The organism is Phosphitispora fastidiosa (genome assembly GCF_019008365.1).
GTDB lineage: Bacteria > Bacillota > Thermincolia > Thermincolales > UBA2595 > Phosphitispora > Phosphitispora fastidiosa.
Genome location: NZ_JAHHUL010000001.1, coordinates 348367 through 373012 on the forward strand (window position 1 = coordinate 348367; position 24646 = coordinate 373012).

The 24646-nt window shown below is 46.2% G+C and carries 26 protein-coding genes and 1 riboswitch; of the genes, 1 reads left to right on the forward strand and 25 read right to left on the reverse strand.

The window, feature by feature from the left end; translation table 11 throughout:
* Positions 1 to 4: 4 nt before the first annotated feature.
* The 9 genes from Ga0451573_RS01725 to rplS form a co-directional block, all read right to left on the reverse strand.
* Positions 5 to 1108 (reverse strand): NADH-quinone oxidoreductase subunit D, encoded by a 1104-nt coding sequence (locus Ga0451573_RS01725; RefSeq protein WP_231682139.1) that lies wholly within the window; start codon positions 1106 to 1108, stop codon positions 5 to 7.
* 56 nt (positions 1109 to 1164) lie between these two features.
* Entirely contained in the window at positions 1165 to 1614 is a 450-nt protein-coding gene (locus tag Ga0451573_RS01730; RefSeq protein ID WP_231682140.1) for an NADH-quinone oxidoreductase subunit C, read from the reverse strand.
* Positions 1607 to 2119, reverse strand: coding sequence for an NADH-quinone oxidoreductase subunit B (locus Ga0451573_RS01735; RefSeq protein ID WP_231682141.1), 513 nt, complete (start codon positions 2117 to 2119; stop codon positions 1607 to 1609). Before Ga0451573_RS01735 ends, Ga0451573_RS01730 begins: the two co-directional genes overlap by 8 nt.
* Positions 2110 to 2466, reverse strand: coding sequence for an NADH-quinone oxidoreductase subunit A (locus Ga0451573_RS01740; RefSeq protein WP_231682142.1), 357 nt, complete (start codon positions 2464 to 2466; stop codon positions 2110 to 2112). The genes Ga0451573_RS01735 and Ga0451573_RS01740 overlap by 10 nt, the downstream gene beginning before the upstream one ends.
* Before the next feature lie 139 nt (positions 2467 to 2605).
* Positions 2606 to 3754 (reverse strand): HD-GYP domain-containing protein, encoded by a 1149-nt coding sequence (locus tag Ga0451573_RS01745; RefSeq protein WP_231682143.1) that lies wholly within the window; start codon positions 3752 to 3754, stop codon positions 2606 to 2608.
* Between the two features lie 177 nt (positions 3755 to 3931).
* Entirely contained in the window at positions 3932 to 4732 is an 801-nt protein-coding gene (rnhB, locus tag Ga0451573_RS01750) for a ribonuclease HII (protein ID WP_231682144.1), read from the reverse strand.
* 337 nt (positions 4733 to 5069) lie between these two features.
* Complete coding sequence (gene ylqF / locus Ga0451573_RS01755) at positions 5070 to 5936, reverse strand: ribosome biogenesis GTPase YlqF (RefSeq protein WP_231682145.1); 867 nt, start codon at positions 5934 to 5936, stop codon at positions 5070 to 5072.
* A gap of 35 nt (positions 5937 to 5971) precedes the next feature.
* Positions 5972 to 6571 carry a signal peptidase I gene (gene lepB, locus Ga0451573_RS01760; RefSeq protein WP_231682146.1) on the reverse strand — a complete coding sequence of 200 codons (600 nt, stop codon included), beginning with the start codon at positions 6569 to 6571 and terminating at the stop codon, positions 5972 to 5974.
* 56 nt (positions 6572 to 6627) lie between these two features.
* On the reverse strand, positions 6628 to 6972 hold the full coding sequence (rplS, locus tag Ga0451573_RS01765) for a 50S ribosomal protein L19 (RefSeq protein ID WP_231682147.1): 345 nt from the start codon (positions 6970 to 6972) through the stop codon (positions 6628 to 6630).
* A gap of 319 nt (positions 6973 to 7291) precedes the next feature.
* On the opposite strand from rplS, the gene Ga0451573_RS01770 reads away from it, so the two are divergent.
* On the forward strand, positions 7292 to 8110 hold the full coding sequence (locus tag Ga0451573_RS01770) for a prohibitin family protein (RefSeq protein WP_435052279.1): 819 nt from the start codon (positions 7292 to 7294) through the stop codon (positions 8108 to 8110).
* 99 nt (positions 8111 to 8209) lie between these two features.
* Here Ga0451573_RS01770 and Ga0451573_RS01775 read toward each other — a convergent pair whose 3' ends face one another.
* The 16 genes from Ga0451573_RS01775 to smc all read right to left on the reverse strand — a co-directional run bounded on the left by Ga0451573_RS01775 (position 8210) and on the right by smc (position 23773).
* On the reverse strand, positions 8210 to 8791 hold the full coding sequence (locus Ga0451573_RS01775; protein ID WP_269438030.1) for an RNA methyltransferase: 582 nt from the start codon (positions 8789 to 8791) through the stop codon (positions 8210 to 8212).
* 3 nt (positions 8792 to 8794) lie between these two features.
* Positions 8795 to 9529: a tRNA (guanosine(37)-N1)-methyltransferase TrmD gene (trmD, locus tag Ga0451573_RS01780; RefSeq protein WP_231682149.1), complete on the reverse strand. Its 735-nt coding sequence runs from the start codon at positions 9527 to 9529 to the stop codon at positions 8795 to 8797.
* Positions 9530 to 9553: 24 nt separating this feature from the next.
* Positions 9554 to 10084: a ribosome maturation factor RimM gene (rimM, locus tag Ga0451573_RS01785; protein ID WP_231682150.1), complete on the reverse strand. Its 531-nt coding sequence runs from the start codon at positions 10082 to 10084 to the stop codon at positions 9554 to 9556.
* Positions 10085 to 10092: 8 nt separating this feature from the next.
* Positions 10093 to 10506 carry a YlqD family protein gene (locus Ga0451573_RS01790; protein WP_231682151.1) on the reverse strand — a complete coding sequence of 138 codons (414 nt, stop codon included), beginning with the start codon at positions 10504 to 10506 and terminating at the stop codon, positions 10093 to 10095.
* 79 nt (positions 10507 to 10585) lie between these two features.
* Positions 10586 to 10813: a KH domain-containing protein gene (locus Ga0451573_RS01795; RefSeq protein ID WP_231682152.1), complete on the reverse strand. Its 228-nt coding sequence runs from the start codon at positions 10811 to 10813 to the stop codon at positions 10586 to 10588.
* A 21-nt stretch (positions 10814 to 10834) separates the two neighbouring features.
* Positions 10835 to 11095, reverse strand: coding sequence for a 30S ribosomal protein S16 (rpsP, locus tag Ga0451573_RS01800; protein WP_231682153.1), 261 nt, complete (start codon positions 11093 to 11095; stop codon positions 10835 to 10837).
* Positions 11096 to 11153: 58 nt separating this feature from the next.
* Positions 11154 to 12506 (reverse strand): signal recognition particle protein, encoded by a 1353-nt coding sequence (gene ffh / locus Ga0451573_RS01805; protein ID WP_231682154.1) that lies wholly within the window; start codon positions 12504 to 12506, stop codon positions 11154 to 11156.
* 33 nt (positions 12507 to 12539) lie between these two features.
* A complete protein-coding gene (gene ylxM, locus Ga0451573_RS01810) occupies positions 12540 to 12884 on the reverse strand; it encodes a YlxM family DNA-binding protein (protein ID WP_269438031.1) in 345 nt (114 codons plus the stop codon).
* 136 nt (positions 12885 to 13020) lie between these two features.
* The gene (locus Ga0451573_RS01815; protein WP_231682155.1) at positions 13021 to 13218 is read right to left on the reverse strand and encodes a hypothetical protein; all 198 of its coding nucleotides are present in this window, start codon (positions 13216 to 13218) and stop codon (positions 13021 to 13023) included.
* 197 nt (positions 13219 to 13415) lie between these two features.
* Positions 13416 to 14720 (reverse strand): amidohydrolase, encoded by a 1305-nt coding sequence (locus Ga0451573_RS01820; RefSeq protein ID WP_231682156.1) that lies wholly within the window; start codon positions 14718 to 14720, stop codon positions 13416 to 13418.
* 20 nt (positions 14721 to 14740) lie between these two features.
* Complete coding sequence (locus Ga0451573_RS01825; RefSeq protein ID WP_269438032.1) at positions 14741 to 15994, reverse strand: adenosylhomocysteinase; 1254 nt, start codon at positions 15992 to 15994, stop codon at positions 14741 to 14743.
* Positions 15995 to 16007: 13 nt separating this feature from the next.
* A complete protein-coding gene (gene mtnA / locus Ga0451573_RS01830; protein ID WP_231682157.1) occupies positions 16008 to 17039 on the reverse strand; it encodes an S-methyl-5-thioribose-1-phosphate isomerase in 1032 nt (343 codons plus the stop codon).
* Between the two features lie 53 nt (positions 17040 to 17092).
* Entirely contained in the window at positions 17093 to 17893 is an 801-nt protein-coding gene (gene mtnP / locus Ga0451573_RS01835) for an S-methyl-5'-thioadenosine phosphorylase (RefSeq protein ID WP_231682158.1), read from the reverse strand.
* Between the two features lie 47 nt (positions 17894 to 17940).
* Entirely contained in the window at positions 17941 to 18852 is a 912-nt protein-coding gene (gene ftsY / locus Ga0451573_RS01840; protein ID WP_231682159.1) for a signal recognition particle-docking protein FtsY, read from the reverse strand.
* 99 nt (positions 18853 to 18951) lie between these two features.
* The gene (locus Ga0451573_RS01845) at positions 18952 to 20091 is read right to left on the reverse strand and encodes a peptidase S7 (protein ID WP_231682160.1); all 1140 of its coding nucleotides are present in this window, start codon (positions 20089 to 20091) and stop codon (positions 18952 to 18954) included.
* A 109-nt stretch (positions 20092 to 20200) separates the two neighbouring features.
* Positions 20201 to 23773, reverse strand: a complete 3573-nt coding sequence (smc, locus tag Ga0451573_RS01850; RefSeq protein WP_231682161.1) for a chromosome segregation protein SMC — start codon at positions 23771 to 23773, stop codon at positions 20201 to 20203.
* A gap of 478 nt (positions 23774 to 24251) precedes the next feature.
* Positions 24252 to 24432, forward strand: a riboswitch (cobalamin riboswitch).
* The last annotated feature ends 214 nt before the right edge of the window (positions 24433 to 24646 follow it).

The following is a 24646-nucleotide window of genomic DNA, read 5'->3' on the forward strand; positions in this document are numbered from 1 at the left end:
CAACTTAACGGTCAACCTCACCGAGAACTATATCAATAGATGCGAGGGCAACAACCAGGTCCATCAGGTGCAGCCCTTTAGCAGTTGTCGGCAGGAAGCCCAGGTTTACAAAACAGGGTGAATAGATCCTGGTGCGATAGGGCTTGGTAGAACCGTCACTGACAATGTGGAACCCAAGGTGACCCTTGGAGTTTTCTATGCGATGGAAGGCTTCACCCACCGGTGGTTTGATTACCTTTGGAACTTTAGCCATAATCGGTCCTTCAGGAATATCCTTCATGGCCTGTTTAATAATTTTAACACTTTCCCTCATTTCTGCTACCCTAACACAGTACCTGTCATAGGTATCACCATCTTTCCTTACCGGCACGTCAAACTTAAACCTGTCATAAATGCCGTAAGGCTCATCCCTGCGGAGGTCGTAGTCAAAACCGGATGCCCTGAGGTTAGGACCGGTAAAACCAAAGCTGAGCGCCATTTCCGCACTGACAGGCGCTACTCCAATAGTTCTCGCCCGAACGATTTCATTGCCGGTAAGGATGCCGTCATACTCATCAATACAGGCAGGCATATCATTCATCAGGTTTTCCAGTTCCTTAAACCATGCTTCATCCACGTCTGCAGCCACGCCGCCAATTCTCATATAATTGGGCATCAATCTCTGTCCTGATGCCGCTTCAATAAGGTCAAGCATTCTATCCCTATCACGGAACGCATACATAAAGGGCGTAAATCCAGCCATATCAAGGGCAAAGGTGCCAACATAGATAGCATGGCTGGCAAGACGCTGTAATTCGCCCATAATAACCCGGAGATACTCAGCCCTTTCCGGAATCTCTCCGGTAATTCCCATTAGTTTCTCAACAGTCTGGACATATGTCAGCTCATTGAGCATGCCTGATACATAATCCAGCCTGCCATTATAGGGAATAAACTGGGTATAGGTACGGGCTTCAGCCAGTTTTTCAAGCCCGCGGTGTAAATATCCGGTATGGTTGACACACTCTCTGATATATTCCCCTTCAAGCTTTAAAACACACCGGAAAACGCCGTGAGTACTAGGGTGTTGAGGTCCCATGTTCAGGGTTAACTCTTGTGTTTTTAACATTAATTCTAACACCTCTACAATCCCGATTTTGGAGTCAGTAATGACAATTTTTGCGCTTAGTTTTTATAGTCTTTGCGCAGCGGATGGCCGTCAAAATCATCAGACAGCAAAATTCTCTTTAAATTGGGGTGTCCGGTAAATTCGATCCCCATCAGGTCATATACTTCTCTTTCCTGAACATTGGCGGCTATCCAAAGTGAAGTGATCGAGGGAACCTGAGGTTTTGCCTTATCCAGTTCAACTTTAACAGTCAGTTTATGAAAATAAGTCAAGGAATTCAAGTGGTATACAACTGTAAAGTTTTCCGGATAATCAACAGAACTCAGGTTCATCAGAACCTTGAAATCGTAATCAGGATTTTCCCTGATTTCCTGCATAACCTCTACGATTTTTTCCGGGTTAACCTTAATTGACTGATTAGTATTGTCCTCAAAAATCTCGGCACAGTCTCCGAACTTCTTATTCAGCTCTCCCACCAGAGCTTCTCTGTTAACAATTTTATCCATGTTTCCTTAACCCCTCAATCTTTTTTGGGTTTGCAATTTTTTGCCGAATCTGCAAGAAACCATACAGCAGCGCTTCTGGCCTGGGTGGGCATCCAGGAACGTAAACATCTACCGGCAAAAAGGTATCTGCACCCTTAACAACATTGTACGAATCTGTAAATGGGCCACCGCTTATGGCACAGCTTCCCATGGCCAGAACATATTTTGGCTCAGCCATCTGCTCATAAAGACGAGCCACCAGGGGCTGCATCTTCTTGGTAATTGTTCCGGCAATAATCATTAGGTCACACTGCCGCGGAGACGGTTTGTAAACCTCAGACCCAAAACGCGCAATGTCGTACCTCGCGTCACCTGCAGCCATCATCTCAATAGCACAGCAGGCAAGACCGAAGGTCAAGGGCCAGATGGACCGCGAACGGCACCAGTTGAATGCAGCATCAACGGTACTTAGGATAACATTGTTCCGCAGCAACTCATCATATTCGTGTGGTTTAATTACATCCATTCTAACGCCCCTTCCTTCCATGCATACCAAAATCCAACTAGTAAAATGGCAATAAATACAAACATTTCAACAATGGCAAACAGACCCAGGCTCTGGAATTTAATTGCCCAGGGATAAAGAAAAACAGTTTCCACATCAAAGGCCACAAAAACTAATGCATACATGAAATAACTGATCTTGAACTGTACCCAGGTATCCCCTTGGGTTTCCAAGCCGCACTCATAAGTCTGCAGCTTGACCGGTGTGGGATTCTTCGGGTGGAACAACTTTGAAGCTCCCAATATTAGCGCTGGGAATACAATTGCCCAAACAATTATTATCGGTATTCCCGAATACTCAGTCAGCATAGTTTCCCTCCTTTCACTAGAATTTTTTATTTAATTAGTGCTTTCTCTATCTATATCCACCAGGAACCACAGGTATTTTGAATCGGTGTTTCTCTGAAAATTCTTGCAATTCAGCACCCCAACTGTGGCTGCCTTATGGTTATAGGCAAGGTATTCTGCGGAAACTTATAATTGTGTTTACAAATACCGTAGGTTTTTCCATCAGGTTAATTTCAGCCCCATTATCAATTTCATTCCCTTGTACATCTTTTATGATTTTAACTGTAGGTCTGGTTGGAAGCACCCTGTTGACATCGGTAATGATGCCACACTCTCCGGTGTTTAGTTCAACAGTACTGCCAACGGGATAGATTTCACAGTGTTCTACAAATAACCTTGTAATTTTGGGATTAAACTGATAACCACCGGAGGCAATGATGATTTCCATCGCTTCATAGGGTAGTATGGCATTTTTGTATACCCTGTCCGCTGTCAAAGCATCATAAACATCAGCAATGGCAACAATTTTCGAGTATTCATGAATATCTTTATTATCTATACCCCAGGGATAACCCGAACCATTGTAACATTCATGGTGCTGCAAAGCAATCAGAGCAGCATTTGGAGTTATCTCCCTGTTATCACTGAGAAGTTGGTAACCTAAAACGGTATGCTTTTTAATTTGTTCAAATTCCCCTTCAGTAAGGGGACCGCATTTTTGAAGAATTGCCTCTGGGATTTTCATCTTCCCGACATCATGAAGCAGGGCTCCAATACCCAACTCTCTGAGTCTTATCTTGGAATACCCCATAAAAATCCCTGTCGAAATTGCAAATATACAGACATTTACCGAATGAGAAAAAGTATAATCATCAAGAATTCTGATGTCTGCCAACTTACCATTTATATGCCTGTTCTTAATCAACTGGTTTGTTATTTTTTCAATAATCGCACGGGCTTTTTCAGCTTTAAAGAGGCTGCCTGCTTTGATATCCTGCATTATCTCCCTGACAACCTGTTCAGCCTCTTCTCTGATAATATATGGTACGATGTCGGGAAGCTCTTCCCGGCATCGCTTGTCTGCCGTCACCTTCCTGCTCGGTGTGCGTGTTTCCTCTTTTCTGACAGGCTCAGGCAGAATTCTTGCCGGCTCAATATAGACAGTCGGAACACCATATAAATACAGTTTGTCTATCCACTTTTGAGTCAGTACAGTGCCTCTGCTCAAAAGAAGGCGGCCATTTCGGCCATATATCTCTTTTGCAATAACCATATCCGGCTTAGCGTTATATATAGCTATCCTTTTCAACAGCTTCGCCTCCGGACGCTAATTGTGCAATTATTCTTTAACACCTGACTAATATATATTCTATACTAAAAGTAAAAATCCCTTCTTGTCAGCAGAAAATTGCCAAAAATTCAGTATCTTTTGTATGTTTGTGTATTTTTATGTTATAACAGGATTAATAGAGTTCAGTTTCAGACACTACCACAACTTACCCTGTACTTTTGCAGCCGTGAAATTCCTGGTAAAGGTTTTCCGGTGCAGGTTACAGGTTCCAAAGGCCTTTAGTGCCTCCAGGTGTTCCGGTGTGCCATAACCTTTGTGACCGGCAAATCCGTATCCGGGGTAAAGCTTTTCCAATTCCTCCATCATGCGGTCCCGGGTTACCTTGGCAACTATCGATGCTGCCGCAATCGAGACGCTCTTCCCGTCCCCCTTTATTATCGGGAGCTGGGGAATCTTGATTCCAGGGATTCTTACTGCATCCACCAATATATAATCAGGGCCTTTCTGCAAACTGGATACAGCCCTCTGCATGGCCACCAGGCTGGCCTGGAGGATATTAAGACTGTCAATCTCCTCAACAGAGGCGAACCCTACAGACCAGGAAACCGCCTGTTTCGTGATTTCCCGAAAGAGACAATCCCTTTTTGCAGGAGATAGTTTTTTGGAATCGTTTAATCCAGGGAGGAAAATCCCCACAGGCAGTATAACTGCAGCAGCAGCAACAGGTCCTGCCAATGGGCCTCTGCCCACCTCATCAACACCTGCGATAAACCTAAAGCCTTTGTCCAAAGCATCACGTTCGTAAATAGTCATCTTCCCCAGGCGAACCCTTTCCTGTTCAGCAAGAACCCGTTCGCGGCAGATACGCTGGTAAATTTTGCGGACCCCGGCTCTCGGGTCACAGCTAAGGGCAGTTATTGATTCCTCATCAAGTTCCTGACCATTTCCGGCTAAAAATGACTGAATTTGACTGAGCGTCATATTGCAAAAATCCATAGAACCTCCGATTTCAAACTAAAGGATAACATAATATTTTTTCTGCTTCAATGGAAAAAACCCTTCCTTATTTCAAAAATTTATTTCAAATTAAAAATGATGCTTGAGGTGTCGTCAGTTGCTGACAAAGTCAACAATATTGAACTCTAAAAATGTTATGAGACAGGGGTAGATGTGTTCCGGAGGGCGGAGTCTGTCGTCCGTCCGGCCCGCGACCGCAAAGCGGGAGCGGCTGCCGGCGGAGATGTAGCCCGCCCGAGGAATTCATCTACCCCTGTCCATATTACGTTTAGTATTCAAAAAATATGGAGTTTGTCAACTAAACTGATTATACTATTTAAGCATCGCTTTCAATTGTATCCAGAGTAAACCGTCCCAGTTTTCCGCCCCTGAACTCATTCAGAACGATAACTGCAGCCTTAAATGTATCAACATTACCCCCAGATACCAGACACCCTCTCTTGGCGCCAATTAACCTCAGGGTTTCATAGGGATCTGGACCAACCTCTCCAAGCTTATACCTGTTAATCAAAGTATCAGGTGAAGCTGCAGTCAGGAAATTAATCAGCTTCACTGTTATCTGTTCGATGTTTATGATTTCATCCTTGATAGCTCCGGTAACAGCCAGTCTGAAGCCAACCTCGGGGTCTTCAAACTTAGGCCACAGGATACCCGGGGTATCGAGAAGTTCCAGTCCCCGGCCAACTCTTATCCATTGTTTCCCGCGGGTTAAGCCCGGCCGGTCCCCTGTTCTGGTGTAACCCTTTCCGGCCAGCTTGTTAATCAATGAAGACTTCCCCACATTGGGAATGCCCACCATCATCATTCTGACCGCCCTTGGTTTTCTTCCTTTGGTAGCAAGTTTTTTATTTATCTGAACTGCCAGTTCCTGTCCCAGTCCTATCAGCCTGCCAATGCCCTTGCCCTGCTGGGAATCCAGAGCAACACACTGCAGACCGTTTCCCTCACGAAACCACCGACTCCACTGCTCTGTCTGTGAATCATTAGCCAGGTCCGCCTTATTTAAAACCACAATCCGCGGCTTTTTTTCAAGAATGGAGTCTATATCCGGGTTGCGACTGCTTAATGGAATCCGTGCATCCAATAATTCAACCACTATATCTACCAGTTTCAGGTTCTCCTGAACCATTTTCCGGGCTTTGACCATATGTCCCGGAAACCATTGAATTGTATCAAGTTCCATAAATGTTCACCTGCTTCGTTCACTAAAAATATATCCTAGTGCAACAGTTGGACCCTGTTAACGGGCCAGTATATCAAAAGTGTTTTCCCAATAATATTCTCCTGGGGAAGCATCCCCCAGAAGCGGCTGTCTTCACTGTTATTCCTGTTGTCACCCATCATAAAGTATTGCCCCTCGGGAATTGTGACCGGACCGTAGCTGCCATAACTCAATCCCGGGGGCAGAAATGGCTGCTCCACAAACTCTCCGTTTATATAAAGCTTGCTGTCCCTGATTTCCAACGTCTCTCCCGGCAGTCCGATGACCCTCTTAATAAAGTCTTTCTTAGGGTCAACAGGATATTTAAACACAATAATTTCGCCCCGTTGGGGATTGCCCAACCGGTAATGTATTTTACTGACAATAATACGGTCTCCCTCTATAAGGGTCGGTTCCATTGACCCTGAAGGAATAAAAAAAGGCTGAAACAGAAAAACCCTGATGATAACCGCCAAAACAACCGCAATAGCTACAGACTCAAGAACTTCTCCAAAAAGGTACTTCTTAGCCGGAACACTTTCAGCTGCTTCCATCACAGGCTCGATTCCCGTTACCTCCGAAATGTTTCTGTTTTCGCCTGAGTTCTGCCCTTCCATCCTGTTCCCCCCTGTTTAAAGGCAAAAAGGGACTGTCACCCAGTCCCTCCTTAGTTTTATCTATGTTGTTCCTTAATTCTGGCAGCTTTGCCCCTAAGTTTTCTAAGATAGAACAGCTTGGCCCGGCGCACCTTCCCTTTCCGGACTATTTCTATTTTATCAATTCGGGGTGAGTGAAGCGGAAAAGTTCTTTCAACTCCCACATTATATGATATTCTGCGTACAGTAAACGTCTCGCGCATTCCTCCGCCGCGTCTCCTGATTACAACCCCCTGAAACTGCTGAATCCTTTCCCGGCCGCCCTCCACTACCTTAACGTGGATGTTAACGGTATCACCAGGTTTAAATTCAGGAAATCCCGTTTTCATTTGCTCTTCTTCTATGAGCTTAACAAAATCCATTTATGTAACCCTCCTTCCTTTGAACGTTCATAACCCTCAAAAACGGGCAGAGGACCGTCCTTCCTGCCGCAGGACCAAGGCATGATCCTACAAGGCTAACAAATGATATTATATCACAGCGATTCCTGAATAGCAAGAAAGTTGTTCCTAATGCGTTAAGATTATTGACATCACGATTATTGACCGGCAGATGTCAAAAAGAATTTACAAAAATATTTACTAGCTATTTGGTAACTACCTAAGGTATGATATAAGTTGTGAAGTAAATTTAACTAAACATAAGGAGGCTGATGTATTGGATCAAGACAAAATCACGAACATGATTCCCAAATCAAACGGAAAAGCTACCAAGGTGCTAATTCCCCTTGTAGTAGTAGGACTTATTCTGCTCATGATTGCTTTCAACTCTGTCGTCGTTGTTCAACCAGGTACACGAGGGATAGTACTTCAATTAGGCGCAGTGAAACCCCTTGTCCTGAATGAAGGATTTCATTTTAAACTTCCTTTCATTCAAAAAATTATCCCCATTGATGTGCGAGTTGGCAAAGCCCAGTCAGATCAGACTGCTGCTTCCAAGGACTTACAAGTTGTTACCACAACCGTCGCGGTAAACTTTCACCTCGTTCCGGACGAAGTCAACAAGCTTTATCAAAATGTTGGTTTAGCCTATGAAGACCGAATCGTAGCCCCTGCCATCGGAGAAGCAGTTAAAGCAGTTACTGCACAATATACTGCTGAAGAACTGATTTCCAAACGTTCAGAGGTTAGCGCTAAAGTCAAGGAAACTCTTGCCGCTAAACTTTCAACTTATTTTATGGCTCTCGATGAAATTAACATCACTGAGTTCAAGTTCAGTCCAGAATACAATAACGCCATTGAACAAAAACAAATCGCTGAGCAAAACGCCTTAAAAGCGAAGCTTGACCTGCAGCGTATCGAAGTTGAGGCACAACAAAAAATCGAGCAGGCCAAAGCTGAAGCCGAATCCCTGCGTCTTCAAAAACAAGAAGTTACTCAAGAGTTAATTGATTTGAGAGAAATTGAAGCTCAAATCAAAGCCATTGAGAAATGGGACGGTAAACTCCCAAGTGTAACCGGTGGTGCAACTCCGTTCATTGATGTCAACACAGTAAAATAGCCCTTCTTAAATTAAGCTGTATTTAAATATACTCCCCAGGAGCGTGCTCCTGGGGAGTATTCATTGTAGCTCCAAAGTACATATTCCGGCCCCGGATTATCAGGACCACCATGTCTCACCCAGCAGCCGGTCCAAAATAATAGCCACAGCGCTGCGCACACTGAGGTGGTTATAATCTCCGGCGCCGTAAACAGGCTCCAGGATATAATCACACTCCAGCATAGTATCTTTTTCGATGCCCCAGCCTGTCCCAAATAAAATAAGGTAAGGGCTGCCGTCACCCAATCGCCGGCGAAGCTCGCGGTAGGTTATGGTGTTGGGGTAAATCCTGGCATCGGTTGTTACGACTGTGGGAAGGACACCGGTCTCCTTACGGATTTCCTCTTTTGTCTCCTCCAGTCCCGGAATCAGCGCCACTTTGTCAAGGGCTGCCTTCCGGTCAGAGTTGTAGGTGGCCCCATAGCCATTCTGCCAGTAGTCCAGGACATCCCCGATAAGCTTGCGCTGGGTATCCAGGGGGTGAATTACATAATAACGTTTCACATCATATGTACATGAAATCCTGGCAATATCGTGAATATCAAGGTTGGTGACCGATGTTGAAATAACATCCATTCTTTTATTATAGACAGGATAATGAAGCAATCCTATGTAGACATTAGGTTTGTTTTCAGGCTCCAACTCTTAATCCTCCTCAGTCTGTTCCAGAAGTTTGCGGTCTGCCGCAGAAAGGTCTTCCAGTTTCAACAGGTCAGGCCTGCGTTCCATCGTCCGCTGTAAAGACATTTTTCTGCGCCACAGACGGATTTTTTCATGATTGCCGCTCAAGAGAACTTCAGGCACCGGCATTCCTTCAAATTCCCTGGGACGGGTATATTGGGGATGTTCCAGAATGCCGTCATAAAAGGAGTCGTGAATAAAGGACTCCTCATCTCCCAAAACACCGGGAATGAGCCTGGAAATGGCGTCAACCACTACCATTGCCGGAATTTCGCCACCGGTGAGCACAAAATCACCTATGGAGAGTTCTTCATCAACTATCCGCTCCCTGACCCGTTCGTCAATACCCTCATAATGTCCGCAGATAAAGACCAGGTGTGCTTCCCGGGCAAGCCTCTTAGCGGTTTCCTGATCAAATACCCCGCCCTGGGGACACAGTAGAATAACTCTGGCAGCGCTCCCTTTACCCCCAGCTGTAACATGTTCTACAGCTTCAAAAACCGGCTCCGGCTTCATTACCATCCCGGAACCGCCGCCAAAGGGATAATCATCAACAATCCTGTGTTTATCATGGGCAAAATCCCTGATGTTGGTCAGGTGAATTTCAAGCATGCCCTTCTCCCTGGCCCTCTTGATAATACTGTTGTCAAAAGGGCCCGCAAACATTTCCGGGAAAAGGGTCAGGATATCAATTTTCATAAACCTACACCTTCCTGCAAGGCTTTAGAGGTCCAAAAGCCCTTCAATAGGCTCGACAGTTATCAGCCTGTTTTCCCTATCAATATTTTTCACAATCTCTCTGATGGCAGGTATCAAGTATTCCTTTTCCTGTCCCGCAATAACATAAACATCATTACTGCCGGTCTGGATAACATCTTTAACCCTGCCCAGGGGGAACCCCTCTGATGTAACCACTTCCATACCCAGAATTTCAAAAATATAAAACGTATCCCTGGGGAGTTCCCGTAAGCTGTCCCTTGATACCTTAAGCAAGCCTTCCTTTACAGACTTTGCAGAATTCATATCAATTATTTCCCTAAACTTGACCACCAGAAAATTCTTGTGTTTCCAGGAGTGTTCAACTGTCAGGGGTCTGAGTTCACCATTAATATCCAGTAAAACTGTACTGTTGTCTTTAAATCGTTCGGAGAAATCAGTCAGCGGCCAGACCCTGACTTCACCTTTGATACCTTGGCTGTTGACTATTTTTCCAACAGTAATCAGTTTATCATGCTCATCCATCGGAGTTTTCATTTCTCCTTCTAACTCCTTCTAATATCTATTATTTTATTATCACAGACTAAAACTTCAACACCCATTATGTCTTCCCAGTTATCGCCTATGTTGATTTCGGTGTAAGATTCCAGGGACCCTTGAACAACTTCGGCACCAATGGCAATCCTGCCAATATTCTTCAACTGTTCTGTCAGCTTGTTTTTTGCATTTATTCTTTTCTGTCTTTCATTTTCCACATGCTGTTTGGCTGCCGGAATCCCCTGGGGATTTTTCTTTTCCAGCTCAGCTGCCATTCTCTTTACCTGGAATTCAAGCTGCTGCATTTCAGCGTCAAGTCTTTTGATGTTTTCCTGGATTTCCGCAGCCATCCGGGCCTTAAACCCTTCCGTTACCTTTACCTTAACGATTACCGGCCTTTTTATTTTCAAGCCGTCAGACATAAGCATACCTCTTTTCAGATTAAAAGAGGGGCTTAGCAAGCCCCTTTAGTAAACTATAATTTCTGCCACCGTCCGCCGGCTATACAATTTCCACGGTGATTTTTTTGCCTTTCTTGCTGGCAGCAGCCTTGACAATAGTCCTGATAGCTTTTGCTATTCTTCCCTGTTTTCCGATGACTTTTCCCATATCCTCAGATGTCACCTTCAGTTTCAGAACCAGTGCTTTATCTCCCTCAACCACATCCACAATAACCTCATCCGGGTTATCAACCAAGGATTTGGCAAGAAATTCAACTAATTCTTTCATAAAAATGGAACCCCCTCAGTACTACTTCTCGGCGGCTTTTTCAATCAACCCTGCTTTATTTAAAAGCGCTCTTACGGTCTCTGACGGCTGTGCCCCGTTTTGCAGCCACTTAACTGCCTGTTCTTCATTTATCTTGACTTCTGCAGGATCTTTGCACGGGTCATAGTAACCAATTTCTTCAATAAAACGACCATCCCTGGGGGATCTGGAATCAGCCACCACTATGCGGTAAAAGGGCTTTTTCTTAGCACCCTGCCTTTTCAGACGAATCCTTGTTGCCATGTGTTATCACCTCCTTGATATTGTCTTCCATAATTTTCTTTTTTATTCGTGTTTGGCTCTATTTAAAGAACGGAAGCTTTAATCCCCCGCCTTTTTTCATGCTTTTTTCCATTCCGGTAAGCTGTTTCATCATTTTCTTGGTCTCTTCAAACTGCTTCAGGAGACGGTTAACATCACTCACCCTGGTTCCACTGCCCCTGGCAATCCGCTTTTTGCGGCTATCCTTGATCACCTTGGGTTCCTTGCGCTCCCTGGGGGTCATTGACTGAATAATTGCCCTCATGTGAACAAATTCTTTTTCATCAACAGCTCCCTTGAGGTTTTTAAGCTGTTTTGCCTGGCCCAATCCCGGAATCATACCGATTATCTCATCCAGAGGTCCCATGCTTTTGACCTGGTCCATCTGTTCCATAAAATCCTGCAGAGTATATTCCTGTGCCTTAATTTTCCGCTGGATTTCCAAGGCTTTTTCAGCATCCATGCCGGTCTGGGCCTTTTCAATCAGGGTCAGGACATCACCCATACCAAGTATCCTGGCAGCCATCCGGTCTGGGTGAAAGGGCTCCAGGGCATCCAGTTTCTCACCCATACCGGCAAACTTGATGGGTTTTCCGGTAACGGCTTTAACCGATAAAGCGGCTCCCCCCCGGGTATCACCGTCAAGTTTTGTCATAATAACACCATCAATGCCCAACTGTTCATCAAAGGTTTTGGCAACAGTAACCGCATCCTGCCCGGTTGTTGCATCCATAACAAAGAGAATTTCATGGGGATGAACCGTACTCCGGATGTTTTTCAGCTCATCCATAAGCTCTTCATTTATGTGCAGCCGTCCAGCGGTATCAATAATAACCAGGTCGTTCCCATAAGAACGGGCATGTTCCACGGCCCCTTTGGCTATATCAACAGGATTTGTCTTATCTCCAAGAGTATAAACAGGTATATCCAGCTGTTCACCCAGTACCTGCAGTTGTTTGATAGCTGCAGGGCGATAGACGTCACCGGCAGCCATAAGAGGCCTCCTACCCTGTTTTCGCAACAAATTGGCCAGTTTTCCAGCCGTAGTCGTCTTCCCTGCTCCTTGCAGACCAACCAACATGATAACAGTGGGTGGTTTTGAAGAAATACTGATTTTACTCTGGGTGCCGCCCATTAGTTCGGTTAACTCGTCATTTACTATTTTAATTACATGCTGTCCCGGTGTCAGGCTCTCCATGATTTCCTGACCAATGGCACGCTCTTTGAGCTTTTTTACAAAATCCTTGACAACCTTGAAATTAACATCGGCTTCCAGGAGGGCGACCCGCACCTCCCGCATTGCCTCTTCAACATCTTTTTCATTAAGCTTTCCCTTGCCCTTAAGCTTCTTAAACGTTTTCTGAAGTTTCTCGGCAAGCCCTTCAAAAATCATCAGAAGACCTCCTTGAATTCGATTGGGTTCTGACTATTCCTGCTGTATGTCAATTATTTCACTGATTACCTGTCTTATTTTCTCTCTGAGGGATTCATTTTCAAGGCTTTCAAGAAGAGCTAATACCTGGTTTAGCTTATCATGCTCAATGTTAAATTTCTTCACCAGCATCAGTTTTTCCTCATAGCATTCGAGGATCTTTTCTCCCCGTTTCAGGATGTCGTGAACTGCCTGCCTGCTAACGCCAAATTCCTCCGCTATCTCACCCAGTGACAGGTCATGCTCATAATAACAAGAATGAATCTCCTGCTGTTTGGGGGTCAGGAGTTTTCCATAAAAATCATATAACATGGCTACCCGCTGTAATTTCTTCACCATGCTCCGTCCCTCCTGTAAAGGTTTTTTCCTTTACATTAGAATTTTATTAGAACAGGCAGCCTTTGTCAAGTAATTAACAACAAAAAAAATCAGGGGTCTCTCCCCTGACTGCGAAAATTCTTAATTAAGTTTTTCTCTAGCTAAGTACATTATTCGTTCTAGGCTTTTTATGCGCTGTATTCTTTTTTTCATCCTTCGCAGCCTTTTCGATAACGTCTTCCAGATCCATAATCCGCACCAGGATTTTAGCCCTTTCGCCGCTGTTACGGCTCATCAACCTGTCAATCAGATGGCTTCTTTCTGTCTGCAGAGCCGTAAGTCTCCGTCCCGCCATTGTCTTCACCTCCATAAGCATCACTTGCTATTAACAAGAGCTGCTATTTGTGTTTGTGATTACTTTCACTATTTATTTTACCATACTATTCTTCATAATAGAACAAATTCCTTCTGATCAATTAAATTAATTTAAAATAATTCTTAACCAAATTTCCCCAACATTCAAATGTACATCCACTGCGTATGGTTATCTGGTTATATGGTCTTCTCTCCAACCATCCTCTTGGCACATTTCTGAACATTTTCCAGTACTTCCCGTTCATCAATTGTAAGGAGTTTCCTGTTCCGCATCAGTACAGCGCCATCAACAATAACGGTGTCCACATCAGATGACTGGGCGGCATATACAGTATGGGCTATCAGGTCATGCTTGGGATAGAGGTGAGGCTTCTCAAAATCAATCAGGATAATATCTGCCTTGTACCCCTGACGTAACATTCCAATATCCAGCCCGAGAACCCGGCCTCCGTTTGCAGTGGCCATTTCCAGCGCCTGGTAGGAGGGAATTACCGTCGGGTCTCCGGTGCTGACTTTTTGCAGGAGAGCGGCTGAGCGCATCTCCTCAAGCATATCAAGGTTGTTGTTGCTGGCTGCTCCATCGGTACCAATACCAACAGTAATCCCCTGTGCCAGCATCTGTGCAACCGGGGCAATTCCGCTGGCCAGTTTCATATTGCTTTCAGGGTTATGGGCTACCCCCACGTTCTTTTCCTGAAGTATTTTGAGGTCATTTTCGGTAACATGCACACAGTGGGCTGCCAAAACCTTGTAATCCAACACTCCACAATCATTTAAATACTCTGTGGGGGTGTTCCGGTACTGTTTTTTGATATCATCAAATTCTACCCGGGTTTCAGCCAGATGAATATGTACCCCGGTGCTGTACTTCTCTGCAATTGCCAGCACCTTTTTCAGGTAATCGGGAGGGCAGGTGTATGGAGCATGTGGGCCAACCATGGTATTAATCCTGCCATCAGCCGCCCCGTTCCATTTTTGGATGAACTGTTCTGTCTCCACAAGGGCAGACTGAGCATTCGGATTCACCCCGACCATGCCCCGGGAAAGGCTGGCCCTAATGCCGCATTTTTCAACAGCACGGGCAACATCGTCCATAAAGAAGTACATATCGGCAAAACAGGTGGTCCCTGATTTGAGCAACTCAAGAACACACAGCATGGTCCCCCAGTATACATCTTCTCCGGTCAATTTTTCCTCAAGAGGCCAGATCCGCTGTTCCAGCCACTGCATCAGGGGAAGGTCATCTGCATAACTCCGCAGCAGTGTCATCGCCGCATGGGTGTGGCAGTTTACAAAACCGGGCATAGCCACCATACCTCCGGCATCAATAGTATCCTCAGCCAACCAGTTCTGCGGGGCATCCCCGGAAGCGCCGGCAAAGACGATGATACTGTCTTCTATATGAATTTCGCCGCCATTAATAATCAGGTTTTCCTCAGTCATTGGAATAATAACGGCATTTGTTATCTTAAGTCTGCTCATAATCCCCCTCCTAATAATCCTTATTCCCCATGCTCCCATCCATACAGATACTTCTCCTGTTCAGGTGTCAGCCTGTCTATGGTGGTCCCCAGAGATTTAAGCTTGATTGCGGCAACCCGCTTATCTATCTCTTCGGCAACCTTGTATACCCTGTTACCCAATTCCTTGCCATTTTCCAGCATATATTTCGCTGACAATGCCTGAAGGGCAAAAGACATATCCATGATTTCTGCCGGGTGACCATCACCTGCGGCAAGATTGACCAATCTTCCTTCTGCCAGCAAATATAGTTTTCTGCCATCAGGCAGCATGAATTCTTCTATGTTGTGCCTTACTGTCCGGGTGCCTTTGGCAGCAGCCTGCAGCTCCGGCTTATTGATTTCAACATCAAAATGTCCCGCATTGGCCAGCAAAGCGCCATGCCTCATTTTTTCGTAGTGTTTCCCCCGGATAACATCCTTACAGCCGGTAACGGTAATGAAGACATCACCCAAAGCCGCAGCATCATCCATGCTCATAGTAGTAAAACCATCCATATGTGCCTCAATGGCTTTTATGGGGTCAATCTCAGTGATGATCACCTTGGCGCCAAGTCCCTTGGCCTTCATGGCAATACCCTTGCCGCACCAGCCATATCCGGCAACCACTACGGTCTTCCCGGCCACAATCAGGTTAGTTGTCCGCATAATTCCGGTCCAGACAGACTCACCGGTCCCGTACCTATTATCAAAAAGGTATTTGCAGAGGGCATCATTGACGGCCATCATGGGGAAATTGAGAATCCCGGCCTTTTCCATGGCCTCCAGGCGCAGCACACCGGTTGTGGTTTCCTCACATCCTCCGATAACCTGTCCGGCCAGACTGCTGCATTCATTATGCAGCAGGTTTACCAGGTCGCCGCCGTCATCAATGACTATATCAGGTTTGTTTTCCAACACCTTGATCAGGTGTCCTTTATATTCTTCAGCAGTGGCATTGTACCATGAATATACCTTAATCTCATCTGCAGCAAGGGCAGCAGCCACATCATCCTGGGTAGACAGCGGGTTGCTTCCTGATATGGAAACATCCGCACCTCCGGCCTTCAATACTGTGGCCAGATAGGCTGTTTTTGCCTCAAGGTGTATGCTTACAGCTACTTTTACCCCTTTAAACACCTGGGTCTTTTCAAATTCTTCACGGATTTCATTAAGTACAGGCATATGCTCCCGTACCCAGTCAATCTTAAGTTTACCTGAAGGAGCAAGGCTGATGTCTCTGACGATGTAATCCATTATGTAATCCTCCTTAAGTGAATAATTTTCGCAAACTTTCTATATATGGCGGCCTTACGATGCCCCGGTCCGTAATTATTGCCGTCACCAGGCGATTTGGGGTGACATCAAAAGCCGGGTTAATAACCTTTATACCCTGAGGAGCTATTTGCTGACCGAAAACAGTGGTCACCTCAAATGCCTCCCTCTCCTCAATGATTATATCATCACCCTTTTCAAGGTTCATATCAATCGTTGAAAAAGGAGCGGCAGCGTAAAACGGAATCCCGTGTTCCCCGCACAGCACCGCAACTGTATAAGTACCGATTTTATTGGCGACATCGCCATTTGCTGTAATTCTGTCCGCACCTACCACAGCAAGGTCAATTAAACCTTTTTGCATCAGATACCCGGCCATATTGTCAGTAATCAGGGTTACCGGGATGCTGTCCTGCTGCAATTCCCAAGCCGTCAGCCTGGCTCCCTGAAGCAGAGGTCTTGTCTCATCGGCAAAAACCTGCACTTCTTTGCCAGCTTCATGTGCCGCCCTGATAACACCAAGAGCGGTGCCATAACCACCGGTAGCCAGAGCCCCGGCATTACAGTGGGTCAAAATCCTGGCGCCGTGAGGCACCAACTGGCTGCCAAGCTTCCCCATCCTCTGATTCATTTCAATATCTTCCCGCAGAATCAGGTGGGCCTCGTCCAGAAGCAGTTTTTTCAGTTCCGGGACTCCTGCGTCACCGGCACTAAGGACCACTTTTGTCATCCGGTTCAGAGCCCAGAAAAGATTAACTGCAGTCGGCCGCGTGGCCCCAAGCATCCAGGCGGCAGCTTCAATTTCATCGATAAAGGCTTTCCGCTCACTCTTATCCGAATGAAGGGCTGCCAACGCCAAACCATAAGCTGCAGCCGCGCCGATGGCAGGAGCACCCCTTACCTGCATTGTTTTAATAGCCACTGCCACTTCCTCTGCAGTGCTGCAGGTTATATAGCTTACCTCAAGAGGAAGCCGGGTCTGGTCAAGCAGTATCAGTCCCTTATCACACCAGTCCATTGTCTTCATTGGCAACACCCATTTTTCATTTGATTATATATGTTTACTTTCCCTTATATATGTTACTTTCCCTGACCCAGCGAACCCAGTTCTCCAAGGGCCTGCCCGCAGCGGCAGTTTCTTTCGCCAGGCATGGTTTCGATTGTTTTCATAATAAGCTTTTTCAGGTTGGCATGATTTTTTTCCATTGCTTCCAAGACTTCTGCATGTGTTAGGAGATTAGGTGAAATACCGGCAGCAAAATTAGTAACCATGGCAAGGGTACAGTAACACATTTCAGCTTCCCTGGCGAGCACCACTTCCGGGACACTGGTCATCCCCACCACTTCTCCTCCCAGGGCACTATACATTTTAATCTCCGCCGGAGTCTCAAATCGCGGCCCCTCTGTACAGATATAGGTGCCTTTTCCCTTAACCGGAACAGCAACCGCCTCGGCAGCAGCGGCCACAAGTTTTCTTAAATCATTGCAGTAGGGTTCTGTCATATCAATATGTACCACCCCATTTCCCGGAGTGTCATAGAAGGTTTGAATTCTGTTTTTGGTAAAATCGATAAACTGATCCACCAGAACGACTTCACCAGGTATCATCTCCAGGTTGAGGGACCCAACCGCTCCAGTTGCCACCACACGCTCTACGCCTAGTTTTTTCAGGGCCATGATATTGCCCCTGTAGTTTACCTTGTGCGGCGGAACGGCATGGTCTGCGCCGTGCCTGGGAAGAAAGGCAGCTCTTACCCCTTTGTATTCTCCAACCATTACCTTTATGTTACCATAATCGGTATTAACCTGCTCCTCCGATATCCCATCAAGCATTTCAGGGTCATAAACACCTGTCCCGCCAATAATCCCGATTTTCACCATTTTAAATACCCCCGTCAATAATCAATTAACAAAGTCTTCCCGGCGTTCTAATCGCCAAATAAGGCCTCTACAAATTCCTTAGGATCAAACTCCCTGAGGTCATCAATTTTTTCTCCCACCCCTACGTATTTTACCGGGATGTTCAGCTCAGTTTTTATCCCAATAACTACGCCGCCTTTGGCTGTTCCATCCAGTTTGGTAAGGACAATTCCGGTTACTCCGGACGCCTCACCAAATATTTTAGCCTGACTGATGGCATTCTGCCCTGTGGTAGCATCCAGAACAAGCAGAACCTCATCAGGGGAATCAGGCAGCTCACGGGAAATAACCCGGAATAGCTTTTTCAGTTCTTCCATTAGGTTGGCTTTAGTGTGCAGCCGTCCTGCCGTATCGACTATGAGTACATCAATATCCCTGGCCTTGGCGGCCTGTATAGCGTCAAATACTACAGCGGCTGTGTCGGCGCCCTCACTGTGTTTGATTATGTCACACCCAACCCTGCCGGCCCATATCTGCAATTGGTCTATAGCAGCAGCCCGGAAAGTATCCCCTGCTGCCAGGAGCACCTTACGGCCTTCTTCCCTAAAATTGTGGGCCAGTTTGCCGATGGTGGTCGTTTTCCCCACCCCATTGACTCCCACCACCACTATTACTGCAGGTTTGCTCCTCAGGCTTAAGCCTGCCTGTTCTTCACCCATTATATCAGCTATCAACTCTTTTAATATGTTTCTTAACTCAGCCGCATCATCAACTTTACGTTCCTTTACGGCTTTCCTGAGGTCCTCCACCAGCTCAACAGCAGTATTAACTCCCACGTCAGCCTGAATCAGCAGTTCTTCAATTTCCTCATATAACTCTTCATCAATCTTTTTGCCCCCGCTGACAAGGGTTTCAATTTTGGCAACAAACCCTTGCCTGGTTTTGGTAAGGCCTTCTTTAAGCTTTGAAAACAGTCCCATTTGTCTTTCCCCCTGCCAATATATTACCATTTCCTCTGAAGGTGCTGCATAACCAAAAATCGGGTCAGGTTTTCACCTAACCCAAATATTGTAACATAATCACAGTTGTATCTCAATCAGTTTACACAAATTAGTATACTCCTGGGCTACGCCGAATTTACGGTTCCTGATTTCTGCTTCTTCCTGCGGGGTATCAACCTCAAAGAACTTCTGGCCCAGATCTTCATCTTCATCGGCAAAACGGTAGACATCTGTGACAGCCTCTATTACCGTTGCACCACGCACCTTGCCGGCAGAATCATGTCCGATGGCGACGATGGGACGTCCCCAGGAACCTGGTCCGGCATTAGCATCTCCCATATGCATGACCCCGGTTCCTCCTGGGTGTGTATGCACAATCACCGCATCCTGGGATACCTCATTGGCATAGATGTCCCGAAGTGATTTCCCCGAAATATCCACGCTGCTGGAAGCCAGCATACGAGACGGGACATATCCTATTCCCCCGACTACTATTTCCCCGTCCTGTACGATGTGGCCATTCTTTTCTATTCTTCCCATGGCGGCAACTTCCCTGCCCTGGCCTACTTCAACAGACCTGGCCACAAGCGTTTCAGCAAATTCCCGGGAAATTGAATTCACTTGATGCTGCGGCAGTTTCCAATCCTTTGGTTTCTCGGGTGTATATGGTGGAAGTTCGGGTGTTTCCGTCACCTCAAGCCTTGCAGAAATCTCCAGATATTTCAGGCTCAGTTCGGTGGTTTCACGCAATACCTCTTTTTCCTCATCAGCAGTCCTGGCAGCCAGAATCCTCAATTCAACTTTCTCTGATTCAGTAGCCATATCAAAGTAGTTTGCCCGGGGAAATACAATGCCCACCCCGGCCAGTTGCCCATGCTTTACCCCAATGGCAATTACGGGCATGTTGAAGAAATCGGCAGCGGTAACATCTGTGATCAGTCCTGTTTTCCCGGGCCTGGTGGAAATGAAGGCCGCATTGTCCGGAATAGCTTCAAGACCCTCAATCACACTTTTCCCTTTCATATCCGTGATATGTCCCAATAATTTTCTGAGGGGTATCCCGCTGAGCCCGCCCTCTGCCACCGGTGTTATCCGGTCCACTATGCCCTGGTCATTTACGAAACCAAAACAGCCAGCATTCCGCCCCTGGCTGATTTCTCTGGTAGTATCAACCAACTTGTTTACAATGTAATGGGCAATACTTTTAACCTCTGTCATATTATATTTATTCCCCCGTAATTTTTGTGGGTCCAGCGGCAAACCGCCCTTAGACCCCCTTTTCTGCTTAGCTTTTCCGGGGGATATACTTCATATGCGGTAATTTATTTCAGCTTACCTTGCTGATTTCGTCACCCAGCTTCATGGAGACCAGTTTGGAAACCCTGGCATCATCCATGGTAACGCCATAGATAACATCTGCAGCCTCCATGGTGCCCTTGCGGTGAGTAATCACAACAAATTGGGTGTTTACCGCAAACTCTTTCAGATAGTCGGCAAACCTATCTACATTTGACTCATCAAGTGAGGCCTCAATTTCGTCAAGCACACAGAACGGGCTTGGCTTTGTTTTCAGGATGGCAAACAAGAGTGATATTGCGGTCAGCGCCCGCTCTCCCCCTGACAGCAGGGATAGGTGCTGAGGCTTTTTCCCGGGAGGCTGAGCGATAATGTCTATTCCCGTTTCCAGAACATTCTCACTGTCGGTTAATACCAACTCAGCTCTTCCCCCACCGAAGAGCCTGGAAAATACCAGGCCAAAATTCCGGTTAATTTCCTGATATGTTGTACTGAACTTGCTGGTCATGATCTGGTCCATCTCGTCGATAACTTTATAAAGGGATTCCTTGGCCTGCTCCATATCAGCATACTGTTTAGTCAGGAATTCAAAGCGTTCCCTGACCCTTTCAAATTCCTCAATAGCGCCAATATTTACACTTCCCAGGGCGGAGATTAATTCCCTGAGGTTCTTGATTCTTGAAGTGACCTCTCTCTTATTCTGAATTTCTGATTTCTTGAACAGCGCCTCTTCATAAGTGATCTCAAATTCTTCTCCCAGTTTGGTCAGGGAGTTTTCGATTTCAAATTCCAACCTGGCCCTTTTAACATCTGAAGAATGAAGCTGTTCCCTGATAAGTCCGGTCTCCCTGGCCAGCTTTTTAATCACGGCTTCCTTGTCCATAATGTGGGCCACGGCTGACTGCTTCTCGTTTTTGCGTTCATTCAACAGTTCTTCACCTTCACCCCTTTGCCTGCTTAAGCGCTCAACTGCCTCCAGATGGCCGATGATTTCCTGCCCGAGCTGTTCCTTCAGGGAGTCAAATTCCATAACCTGGCCCTGCTTGCGCTGTACCTGGACCTCAATATCTTTAATGGCATCAGTAACCCTGTCCATAATCTGGGCATAGTTGACTTCCGCCTGCTGCAGACCGGCCAGGTCCACCTTGATTCCGGTAACCTGCCGGGAATGTTGGCTGAGTTCTTCTTCCCTGCTCTTAAGCCGATTTTGCTGGGCCGCAATTTCTTTTCGGGTTTCACCGTCTTTTGACTGCATTTCCTGAAGACGCAGCTGCAGCTCTTTGAGACTGTTTTGGATGCTGCTCAATTCCTGGACCAAATTTGCCTTTTCGTCCCCGACCAGACTTTCTGTACTTTCAGCCCTGGTTTTATCTTTTCTTAAATTCTCCAGATCCTTTTCAAGGGATGTCTTTTCAATCCAAAGCTCCTGGAGCCGGGCTTCATTTTCCGCAATGCGCTGCACACAATCATCGTATTCTTTCCTTATAGCGGCAGCCTGATTCTCCATTCCGGCAACCCTGCTTTTCAGAGTATCCCGCTGTTCCCTGGTTTCCGCAATCTCCCTGTTCCGCCCTAGAAGGTTGGAGCTTCCTTTTTTGTAGAACCCACCCGTCATGGAGCCCCCGGGGTTAACGACATCCCCGTCAAGAGTGACTACCTTCATAGTGTATCCAGTATCCCTGGCAGCCTGAGCGGCTGCCCTCATATCATCAACAATAATGACCCGGCCTAAGAGGTACTCAACTATATGTGAATACCCGGCTTCAGACTCTACCAGCGCGGAAGCCCTGCCATATATACCGCTGCCGGCAGGAACGTTTCCGGCTTTTTTATCTTTATAGGGTTTGACAGTATTCATTGGCAGAAAGGTCGCCCTGCCAAACTTGTTCTTTTTTAAATATTCGATAGCCTTCCTGGCATCACCGTCTGTTTGAGTCACTATGTGCTGGACTGCGCCGCCAAGGGCAACCTCAACAGCAGTCTCATACTTTTGGGGAACAGTGATAAGCTCGGCAACCACCCCGCATATACCGGGACAATCCCGGCCTTTTTTAGCTGCCACCAGCACTTCTTTGACGCCCCTGAAATACCCCTCGTAGTCATTCTGCAGATCCTCCAAAGCCTTGAGGCGGGAGGATTTATGCCCCAACTGCTCACGATCCCGTTCAAGGTCTGCGGCCAGTTTCTTCAGCTGACCTGAGAAGCCGTTTTTGCTCTCCTCAAAGCCGGCATTTTCGGTTTTCCGGCCGGTTATTGATTCTCTGACAGCCCCCAGTCCCAAATCCAGTTCCTTTTCCCGCTCAACAATCCGGCTGTATTCCTGTTTCAGGGTCTCACTCTGCTGCTCCAGGTCTTTTATCCTGCGGCCCAGGTTCTTAACCTCTATTTCACCGGAATTAATTGCATTCCTAACTCCGGCAGTCTCGTTTAACAAATCTATCATATCCGACTTCTTTTCTTCGATTTTCTGCTGTGCTTCCACTAGTTCCTGTTCCAGCAGCAATAATTTATCCTCAGCCTGCTGCAGCTTTTTTCCTGTATCAGCCAGCCTGCCCCTGAGTTCCCCAAGAGACCGGGCATCACCGGCATGCCTGCTGCGCTCAGCCTCTTCTTTGCATTTCAGTTCCTCTATTTCACTGATGAGACCCTCTTTCCGGTTCCCGATATCCTGTAGTCTCTGGCGGGCCACCGTAATTTCGGCTTCCTTTTTTTCTATCAGGCTGCCGGTATCATAGATACCTTTCTGCAGGGCGGCAATTTCTTCATCAAGTTTACTGTTATGAAGCTTATGTTCTTCGATCTCTGACTCGCGGTTTCTTAACCCGGTCTCCAAGCCAATTAACTTTTGTCTCAATTCATCATCCTGATTATTAATCCCATCAAGTTTCAGTTTCTGGTCCTCAATCTGATTAATCAAAAGGTTAATCTCAAGTTCAACCAGCTCATTCCGGTACTCAAGGTATTCCCCGGCTTTTTGGGACTGCTCCTCAAGGGGGCCAACCTGGATGCCCAGTTCGGATATAATGTCACTGATACGGACCAGGTTCTGTTCTGTGTCATTAAGTTTTTTGACCGCCTGCTGTTTACGGCTCCTGTACTTTACTATTCCGGCGGCCTCTTCAATAATATTTCGACGGTCTTCAGACCTGGTACTGAGGACTTCATCAATCTTGCCCTGTCCAATAATGGAATACCCTTCCCTGCCGATTCCGGTGTCCATGAAGAGTTCATGGATATCCCTCAGTCTGCAGGGAGATTTGTTGATCAGAAATTCACTTTCTCCGGAACGATAAACCCTCCGAGTGACCGTTATTTCAGAATAATCCAGCGCAAATATGGCGGTACTGTTATCAAGGGTAAGAGATACCTCAGCCATCCCTACGGATTTTCTCCTGTCACTGCCGGAGAAAATTACGTCTTCCATCTTGGCGCCCCGGAGGGTCTTGGCGCTCTGCTCACCCAACACCCACCTGACAGCATCGGCAATATTACTCTTGCCGCTCCCATTAGGTCCAACAACAGCGGTAATGCCCGGGGTAAACTGGAGTTCTATTTTATCAGCCAGGGATTTGAAGCCCTGAACCTCAATTCTCTTCAGGTACAAAAGGGTTCCTCCTTACATTTTGAAAAAACCAGCCTTAATGACACTTATCAATTAAAGCTTTCCTGTTTTAATGAATTCAACAAAAAAAGGGCACTTTCCTTCTCAGTCCCTTTCTTCAAAAAACATTTCTTTGGTTTCACAGACCAGTTGACCATTTTGGCTTTTGATGCACACCTTTTTAGCGATACACCACTTCCCGGAGCGATTCCAGCGGCACCACTCTTCATTACAGTAAACGGTGGTCACAACAATTCACCCTTTTTAATCAGGGTATGCAGAGCCGCAGTTTTTGTGATATTCGTTAATAACAATTACAAAAGCCGGGAAATTTCCGGCTTTTAATGTTACAATAAATAAAGAAGTTAAAGAAAGGATGGGTTTATGAAGAACTCAATTTTAATTCTAATTACATATTAAAAATTATTTATTGATAATTTCAGGCAACTCTTTTATAATAATAATATACTTTCAAACAAAAAAATATCCCAAAGGTTATTGGTGCCTCTAATGAGGAGAATAGGGAATTGGGTGAAAATCCCAAGCGGTCCCGCCACTGTAAGTGTTAGCATGCCTTCAACAGACCACTCGAGTTTTTCGGGGAAGGTGAAAAGCATGTGATGATCACAAGCCAGGAGACCTGCCATAGCCGTCATATTGCTGCATCTCGTGGAATGATGCAGGTATTGGTGAATGATGGCAAAGTTCACAGCTTTATAAGCTGTGAACTTTTTGTTTTTCTCCGGCAGGTAAGCTCTTGGAAATGAGCGGGAATGGTGAGCTATTGCATCGATTTTCCGCACTGCCGCCTATGAGTCTAAGCTGCCACTCCCCCCGGCAACAAGGCAGTGCCAGGAAAATCTTGTACAACATCTC

Excerpts from the sequence above, each read along its gene's own strand:
- Ga0451573_RS01725 (WP_231682139.1), bottom strand. The coding sequence starts at position 1,108 with ATGTTAAAAACACAAGAGTTAACCCTGAACATGGGACCTCAACACCCT.
- Ga0451573_RS01730 (WP_231682140.1), bottom strand. The coding sequence starts at position 1,614 with ATGGATAAAATTGTTAACAGAGAAGCTCTGGTGGGAGAGCTGAATAAG.
- Ga0451573_RS01735 (WP_231682141.1), bottom strand. The coding sequence starts at position 2,119 with ATGGATGTAATTAAACCACACGAATATGATGAGTTGCTGCGGAACAAT.
- Ga0451573_RS01740 (WP_231682142.1), bottom strand. The coding sequence starts at position 2,466 with ATGCTGACTGAGTATTCGGGAATACCGATAATAATTGTTTGGGCAATT.
- rnhB (WP_231682144.1), bottom strand. The coding sequence starts at position 4,732 with ATGGATTTTTGCAATATGACGCTCAGTCAAATTCAGTCATTTTTAGCC.
- ylqF (WP_231682145.1), bottom strand. The coding sequence starts at position 5,936 with ATGGAACTTGATACAATTCAATGGTTTCCGGGACATATGGTCAAAGCC.
- lepB (WP_231682146.1), bottom strand. The coding sequence starts at position 6,571 with ATGGAAGGGCAGAACTCAGGCGAAAACAGAAACATTTCGGAGGTAACG.
- rplS (WP_231682147.1), bottom strand. The coding sequence starts at position 6,972 with ATGGATTTTGTTAAGCTCATAGAAGAAGAGCAAATGAAAACGGGATTT.
- Ga0451573_RS01770 (WP_435052279.1), top strand. The coding sequence starts at position 7,292 with ATGATTCCCAAATCAAACGGAAAAGCTACCAAGGTGCTAATTCCCCTT.
- trmD (WP_231682149.1), bottom strand. The coding sequence starts at position 9,529 with ATGAAAATTGATATCCTGACCCTTTTCCCGGAAATGTTTGCGGGCCCT.
- rimM (WP_231682150.1), bottom strand. The coding sequence starts at position 10,084 with ATGAAAACTCCGATGGATGAGCATGATAAACTGATTACTGTTGGAAAA.
- Ga0451573_RS01790 (WP_231682151.1), bottom strand. The coding sequence starts at position 10,506 with ATGTCTGACGGCTTGAAAATAAAAAGGCCGGTAATCGTTAAGGTAAAG.
- Ga0451573_RS01795 (WP_231682152.1), bottom strand. The coding sequence starts at position 10,813 with ATGAAAGAATTAGTTGAATTTCTTGCCAAATCCTTGGTTGATAACCCG.
- rpsP (WP_231682153.1), bottom strand. The coding sequence starts at position 11,095 with ATGGCAACAAGGATTCGTCTGAAAAGGCAGGGTGCTAAGAAAAAGCCC.
- ffh (WP_231682154.1), bottom strand. The coding sequence starts at position 12,506 with ATGATTTTTGAAGGGCTTGCCGAGAAACTTCAGAAAACGTTTAAGAAG.
- ylxM (WP_269438031.1), bottom strand. The coding sequence starts at position 12,884 with ATGGTGAAGAAATTACAGCGGGTAGCCATGTTATATGATTTTTATGGA.
- Ga0451573_RS01815 (WP_231682155.1), bottom strand. The coding sequence starts at position 13,218 with ATGGCGGGACGGAGACTTACGGCTCTGCAGACAGAAAGAAGCCATCTG.
- Ga0451573_RS01820 (WP_231682156.1), bottom strand. The coding sequence starts at position 14,720 with ATGAGCAGACTTAAGATAACAAATGCCGTTATTATTCCAATGACTGAG.
- Ga0451573_RS01825 (WP_269438032.1), bottom strand. The coding sequence starts at position 15,994 with ATGGATTACATCGTCAGAGACATCAGCCTTGCTCCTTCAGGTAAACTT.
- mtnA (WP_231682157.1), bottom strand. The coding sequence starts at position 17,039 with ATGAAGACAATGGACTGGTGTGATAAGGGACTGATACTGCTTGACCAG.
- mtnP (WP_231682158.1), bottom strand. The coding sequence starts at position 17,893 with ATGGTGAAAATCGGGATTATTGGCGGGACAGGTGTTTATGACCCTGAA.
- ftsY (WP_231682159.1), bottom strand. The coding sequence starts at position 18,852 with ATGGGACTGTTTTCAAAGCTTAAAGAAGGCCTTACCAAAACCAGGCAA.
- Ga0451573_RS01845 (WP_231682160.1), bottom strand. The coding sequence starts at position 20,091 with ATGACAGAGGTTAAAAGTATTGCCCATTACATTGTAAACAAGTTGGTT.